The 5,095-nt window shown below is 26.8% G+C and carries 5 protein-coding genes and 2 pseudogenes; 3 read left to right on the top strand and 4 right to left on the bottom strand.

All coding sequences use genetic code 11. The annotated features are described in order from the left end of the window. Positions 1-190 precede the first annotated feature (190 nt). Positions 191-904 (top strand): 2,3,4,5-tetrahydropyridine-2,6-dicarboxylate N-acetyltransferase, encoded by a 714-nt coding sequence (gene dapD, locus A500_RS06390; RefSeq protein WP_016206772.1) that lies wholly within the window; start codon positions 191-193, stop codon positions 902-904. Between the two features lie 50 nt (positions 905-954). Here dapD and A500_RS06385 read toward each other — a convergent pair whose 3' ends face one another. Next, on the bottom strand, positions 955-1,620 hold the full coding sequence (locus A500_RS06385; protein WP_040436603.1) for a single-stranded DNA-binding protein: 666 nt from the start codon (positions 1,618-1,620) through the stop codon (positions 955-957). Between the two features lie 113 nt (positions 1,621-1,733). After that, a pseudogene (locus A500_RS06380) lies at positions 1,734-2,491 on the bottom strand (polysaccharide deacetylase family protein). A 124-nt stretch (positions 2,492-2,615) separates the two neighbouring features. Between A500_RS06380 and A500_RS06375 the strand changes: the two are divergent. Next, a pseudogene (locus A500_RS06375) lies at positions 2,616-3,148 on the top strand (DUF4364 family protein). Here A500_RS06375 and A500_RS06370 read toward each other — a convergent pair. Beyond that, positions 3,145-3,960, bottom strand: coding sequence for a YncE family protein (locus tag A500_RS06370; protein ID WP_016206769.1), 816 nt, complete (start codon positions 3,958-3,960; stop codon positions 3,145-3,147). The pseudogene A500_RS06375 and the gene A500_RS06370 overlap by 4 nt on opposite strands. 287 nt (positions 3,961-4,247) lie before the next feature. Between A500_RS06370 and A500_RS06365 the strand changes: the two genes are divergently transcribed. Next, positions 4,248-4,496: a TIGR03905 family TSCPD domain-containing protein gene (locus A500_RS06365; RefSeq protein WP_016206768.1), complete on the top strand. Its 249-nt coding sequence runs from the start codon at positions 4,248-4,250 to the stop codon at positions 4,494-4,496. An 85-nt stretch (positions 4,497-4,581) separates the two neighbouring features. Here A500_RS06365 and A500_RS06360 read toward each other — a convergent pair whose 3' ends face one another. After that, complete coding sequence (locus tag A500_RS06360) at positions 4,582-4,806, bottom strand: hypothetical protein (RefSeq protein ID WP_016206767.1); 225 nt, start codon at positions 4,804-4,806, stop codon at positions 4,582-4,584. Positions 4,807-5,095 lie beyond the last annotated feature (289 nt).

Genomic DNA, 5,095 nt, shown 5'->3' with positions numbered 1-5,095 from the left:
TGTACACTTGAACAAGACCTTTTTCAAGTTTCATTTTATTCAACTCCTTTTTTTATAAATTGTACATTATATATCCCTACATTGTAAATATAATATATTTTAACACTTTTTTACTTACTTTCTATTGATATACATGAAATATATTGATATAATTTTTTCATTCTAACTTTATAGTATAGGAGGGTATAATATGAGCTATAATGAGTTAACAGATCCTTATGAAATTGCAAAATTTATAAAGGACTCAAAAAAAACAACACCTGTTAAAGCATATGTTAATGGAGATTTAAGTAATGCTAATATACAAGATATAGAATGGTATGGAAATAATAACTTTTATATTCTTTTTGGAGAACATAATGTGGTAAATGAATTTATTAATAATAATAATAAACTCATTAATTATTATAGAATTGAAAATGATAGAAGAAACTCTGCTATTCCTATGTTAAATCTTGTAGATGTAGATGCTAGAATAGAACCTGGTGCAATAATAAGGGACAGAGTGAAGATTGATAAAAATGCTGTTATTATGATGGGGGCCGTAATAAATATTGGCGCAGAAATTGGTGAAGGCACTATGGTAGATATGAATGCAGTAGTTGGTGCTAGGGGGAAACTTGGTAGAAATGTTCACCTTGGAGCTGGAGCTGTAGTTGCAGGAGTTTTAGAACCACCAAGTAAGTCGCCTTGTGAAATTGGTGATAATGTGCTAATAGGTGCAAACTCTGTTATATTAGAAGGAGTTAAAATAGGCGATGGTGCTGTTATAGCTGCTGGATCTGTTGTTGTTAAAGATGTTCCTTCTGGAGTAGTTGTGGCTGGTAGCCCAGCTAAAATAATTAAAATCGTTGATGATCAGACAAAGGATAAAGTGAAAATTTTAGATGATTTAAGAAAATGATTAATACATAATAAAAGGTGAAAAGTTTAACTCTTCACCTTTATTTTATACTACATTACTTCTTGTTCAGTAACTTCATGCTCTGAATCTAAATTATCATTTTGAACCTTCTCCATCTTTGATACAGAAACTTCATATGCTATCTTTTTCATTACTTCTGTGTCATTAACCTTCTTTTGATATTCTCTACTTTGTAATCTTCCCCAAACTCTAATATTATCTCCAACCTCTAAAGTTTGGCAGAATCTTGAATTTCTTCCCCATGCTATTGTAGGAATATAATCTGATTTATTATATGCTCTATTTACTGCTAATAGTACATCAGCAATTTCTCTCCCAAAGGGAGTTGTCCTATAAACAGGTTCCTTACATATATATCCATCTAAGAATATTTCATTTGGATTTTTACTTCTTTCAATACAAGGTTCAATATTTCTTGCAAATACAGTTAATATGAGTTTATTAGCTCCATCAACAAACTTATTATATGATCTTAATTGACCATCTACTATTATTTCCTTATCAATAGATAAATCCATATTAGCAATTAGTCGTTCTGATACTGTTATGTTTAAAACATCAACTGAATCACTAAGCCTCATAACCTCCATTGAAAACGTATAAAACCCTTCCCCATACATTTCATGGCTAAATTCCAATTCTGATATTACTTTTCCCTCTAAATAAATCTTATTATTTAACATCAAGTTGTCCATCACTAACCCCTCTCTCCCTTAGTAATAAATTTAATCGATTGTAATTTTTGTAACCCCACTGGATATATTTCCATTATAATACATTATATCATCATTTTTCAATATTTTTTATTTTATTTTTTTATTTGCTCGCCTTTATCATCAACATAATAATTTTCATAATATATAATATCTCCTACTGTAGCAAAAGAATATCCACTATCTTCAAGACTTTTTATTATTCTATCTAAATTTCCCGGCGTATATTTTGCATTATTATGGAAAAGTAAAATTGATCCTGGGGCTACTTTTTTAATAACTCTATTATACTCTTCATCAGCACCCCTTTCTTTCCAATCAACAGAATCAACATCCCATTGAATGCATTTATAGCCTTTACTACTTACATAATCAAAAGCTTTTTTATTATAATCCCCACTAGGAAATCTAAATAATTTAGGCTTAATCCCAATTGTTTCTTCTATTATTTTATCTGTTTTTCTAGTTCTTCTTTCATCCTATTTTCATCAATTTTAGTGAACATAGGATGTATATAGCTATGGTTTCCTATTTCGTGGCCTCCTTCCTTTATCTTAATAAGCTTTTCTCTATTTTCTTCACTATAATTTACCCAACCTCCCATAATAAAAAAGGTTGCCTTTACATTATATTTATCTAGTACCTCTAATATGTTATAAATTTCATCTTTTTCAGCCCAATTTATATCAAAACTTAATGATATCACTTTCTCATCTTTATTTACCCTATAGATAGGTCCTTCATTGAAAGTGCTTGAAAAAACATATTTTAGTTCACCCTCAAATAAAATAGAAACAACTATAGTAATTACTAATAGTGATACGCTAATTAAAACTCTATATCTTCTTTTCACAAGAAACTCCTTTAAATTGCTATCATTTATTTATATTCTTTATAAATAATATTAATTACTATAATATAAACTTAGTAAAATTTATGATATAATTAATTTATACTTTCTAAAAAGGAGGTTTAATATGTACGAAAATTCAGCTGAATTGGCAGAAAATAAATTGCTAGTTTTATATGTGATGGAATCTTTAAAATCCCCTATAACTAATACTCAGCTAACCGAAATTATACTAGAAAATAACTTTATAAACTATTTTACACTTCAACAATATATTAGCGAGCTTGTTTCATCAGACTTTTTGAAATATGAAGTAGTAAATGATAGAAATTTAATATGTATAACTGAAAAAGGAGCAAATGTATTATCCTTTTTTCTGATAGAATTTCAACAATAAAAAAGAAGATAATCGATGATTATCTCCTTACAATGCTTGATTCTATAAAAAAGGAATTAACTATTCATAGCGATTATACTTTAGCTAAGGATAATGGATTTATAGTAGACTTACAAGCTTCTGAAAATAAAAACCTTTTAATTTCTCTTAAGGTATCGGTTCCTTCTAAGAAGCAAGCACTATCTTTATGCAATCGTTGGAAAAACAATCCTTCTGAAATTTATACTAAAATTATGAATTCATTATTTGATGATGAAAACTAATATAAAGTCATAGCATTAGGTTCTTTTCCTACTGTTATGACTTTTATTTCATTTTTATTTAAATCAATGCACATAATTCTTCCTCTTAAATAATCAGATACAAAGGCTATTTCTCTATATATGATTATTGATTTAGGCATACCTCCCAAAGTAACTTTTCTCTGTATTTTATAATTCTTTTTATCTATTATACTAATACTTCCATCAGCAAAATTACAAATATAAATATTTTTATTATCTTCTAAAATATCCATAGGAACTTTTCCAACTTTTATTTTATATACAGATTCTAAATTAGATAATTTGAATATCTCAATATACCCATCTTTATCATCTCCAATATAACTTTCGCAAACATACAATAAAGTTCTATCATTAGAAACTTTTACTTTGGTTGGATATTCTAATGTTTTTATATTTTTAATTACCTTATTAGTATTTACATCAATAACTGATACATTATTGCTTTGAAAATTAGATACGAATATCAATCCTTTCTCTCTACATTTTTCTATATTATTAGGCCAATTATTTACTCCTATATCTAGTACTACTTTTCTTTCTTTTAAATCATAAAGAACAATAGTATTAGATTCAGAACATGATATATATAGATAATTATCATAGTTAACTAAATCATTTGGATGTGCTCCTACATATATACTACTTTCTTCCTTTAATATATTAAGATTTATTATTGATATAGAATTACTATAACTATTAGTTGTATAAGCTATATCTTTTTCTAAACAGATGCTGCTAGGTCCTAAAGGTCTTTCTCCAAGTTCTAAAAACACTTCCTCATTTATCACTTTTTCCCACTTAATAATTTTTCTAGTGATATCTTATTTATGGAATCACTACCTGTATTACAAACAATCAAAGAATTCATATAGCACCTCCCTCAAATAGAAAATAGTTACTAAGATAAAATTAGTCCATACTATATTCGATAACAATATGTACATTATAATATATGGGTTTCACTCAAAAATGGGACATTTTTTTATCTTTTATATCAAATTTCCACATTTTCTCTTCATTTCTATTTAATATGCATATATAATGAATACTGTATATAATTTAGGAGGTATTTATTATGTTTGTTTATAAAACTAAAGGGGTTTGTGCTACTGAAATACATATAGATGTAGAAAATAGCATTATTAAAAATGTGAATTTTGTTAGAGGTTGTGCTGGAAATCTTATTGCCTTGTCAACCCTAGTTAATGGAATGAATATTGATGAAGCAATAGATAAGTTAAAAGGAATCGAATGTGGAACTAAGGGTACATCTTGTCCTGACCAGCTTTCTAAAGCATTAGACGAATATAAGAAATTGGTATAAAAAAGATTTTATTTTAAAATATATAGTTTTGTATTTTTAAAATTTAAGGAGCTGCCTTACGGTAGCTCCTTAAATTTCTAATATTTTATAATATACGACTTATTAATAAAACTATAAATCCACCTATCATTAATGATAAATTGATTATATCTATATTTATAATTACTTTACATGAATCAACTATTCTTTTTCTATCAATTTCATTTGTTTCTAAACTAATATTTGCTAACCATTGTGGATTGATTTGTCCAAAATCTTGAAGAGACAAGCTCATAGGATTTCCTCCTATAGCCGAAAATATGCCTATCATTAATATAAGTATTCCTTCTACAAAAATTACATCTCTAAAATGATATCCATTAAAACTAGAAATAAGTTGACCTAAAATAATAGAAACTATAAAACTAGTAATACAAACAGTTATGAATCTTGATAAATTTTTAGATTTTTTTATACATAGGAATCACCATCCACCTCTCTTTGAAATCAATTACATTATAGCATTTTAGCTGCTTTAGTACAATATTACTTATTGCTTATAAGGTATAGACTAATTATCATTATTTTAAAATTTCATATTTATTTTTAATTAAAATACT

Origin of the sequence: Clostridium sartagoforme AAU1, from assembly GCF_000401215.1 — a bacterium.
Lineage (GTDB): Bacteria > Bacillota > Clostridia > Clostridiales > Clostridiaceae > Clostridium > Clostridium sartagoforme.
This window is presented reverse-complemented; position numbering and strand designations above follow the sequence as displayed.

Excerpts from the sequence above, each read along its gene's own strand:
- A500_RS06385 (WP_040436603.1), bottom strand. The coding sequence starts at position 1,620 with ATGGACAACTTGATGTTAAATAATAAGATTTATTTAGAGGGAAAAGTA.
- A500_RS06365 (WP_016206768.1), top strand. The coding sequence starts at position 4,248 with ATGTTTGTTTATAAAACTAAAGGGGTTTGTGCTACTGAAATACATATA.
- A500_RS06360 (WP_016206767.1), bottom strand. The coding sequence starts at position 4,806 with ATGATAGGCATATTTTCGGCTATAGGAGGAAATCCTATGAGCTTGTCT.
- dapD (WP_016206772.1), top strand. The coding sequence starts at position 191 with ATGAGCTATAATGAGTTAACAGATCCTTATGAAATTGCAAAATTTATA.